Origin of the sequence: Psychrobacter sp. FME5 (genome assembly GCF_014861375.1) — a bacterium.
GTDB lineage: Bacteria > Pseudomonadota > Gammaproteobacteria > Pseudomonadales > Moraxellaceae > Psychrobacter.
On record NZ_RRYX01000237.1, the window covers coordinates 1 to 1116 of the forward strand.

The window sequence follows — 1116 nt, forward strand, 5'->3', positions numbered from 1 at the left end:
CATTAATGCCATCATACCTAGCAGATTAAATGCCAATAGCAATCCAGATAACAGCGCGTTAGACATACTATACATTTTCCATCTGAAGCTTTGAACGACTAGGCGACTTTATTTTTTGCTGGTGAGATGCTTTCTTAAAACTGACCACATAAGTAATATAAGCAAACAGCAGCGCTAGAATAAAAAACATAACGTCAAAGCTGATAAACAGCACATCGACGCTCAAGATACTGTGAAGCAATCCGCGCTCGGTAGTTAGGCTGTTGAGTAGCGGTGTGAATAAAAGTAATAGAGTAATTAATGATAATAATAGACGCCATGCATGACGACTAGAGAGTAATAACGTCAGCAAGAAACCAAACGCCCAGATGATAAAAAACCCATCTACCTCCCACTTGCCTCGCCCTAATAACTCTAACGACAATAGACGATTGAGCCATAAAAAACCTATCATCGCTAAAGGCAATCCCGCCAGCGTCGCAATATTGAGCTTTTCTACTAACCAAAATCCCCAATCAGGCTTATCTATAGTGAATAATTGGCGGCGACGTTTAACCGTCCAAAGCACTAAGCCTGTTGCAATCATACCGCAGCCCGCTGCGCCACATAAAAAGTACAACCAACGCAACCAATTATCCGCAAAGCGTCCTGCATGCAAACCTATCATGACCGCTTGTGTTTGGACAGCGAGCGGCGGCGGTCGACTGTCTTTGAGTACTTCCCCTGTTTGCCCATCATAAATACGAAATACCCCTAACGTTGATAATTGATGCTCAGCTTTACCGTCGATAATAATCATACTTTGGTCAGTATTGGGATGATTAATACTGACACTGGTCACGGTATAATTAGGGTTGCGTTTTTGCCAATCAGATTGTGTCGTGGCAAGCAATGGAGCAATACTAGCCATAGGGGCAGCCTGTAACTCGGTTGCATCCGCTGCCCGATAAGAGTAAATTTCCTTAAAAAACTGCTCATTATCTACCCCAGATACCATGCCTGCCCACGGCATATATAAGGTTATTAAGGTTATGATGCCGGTAAAGGTAATCATCAAATGGAACGGTATTGGCAGCACAGAAAAAGCATTGTGCGCATCAAGCCACGAGCGTTGCC

Annotated in this window: 1 protein-coding gene; it reads right to left on the minus strand. The window is 43.5% G+C overall.

Annotation, left to right across the window (positions count from 1 at the left end; genetic code table 11):
• Window positions 1-67: 67 nt before the first annotated feature.
• Window positions 68-1116: PepSY-associated TM helix domain-containing protein (locus EI161_RS14450; protein WP_192529970.1), on the minus strand; the 1049-nt coding region annotated here is incomplete at its 5' end.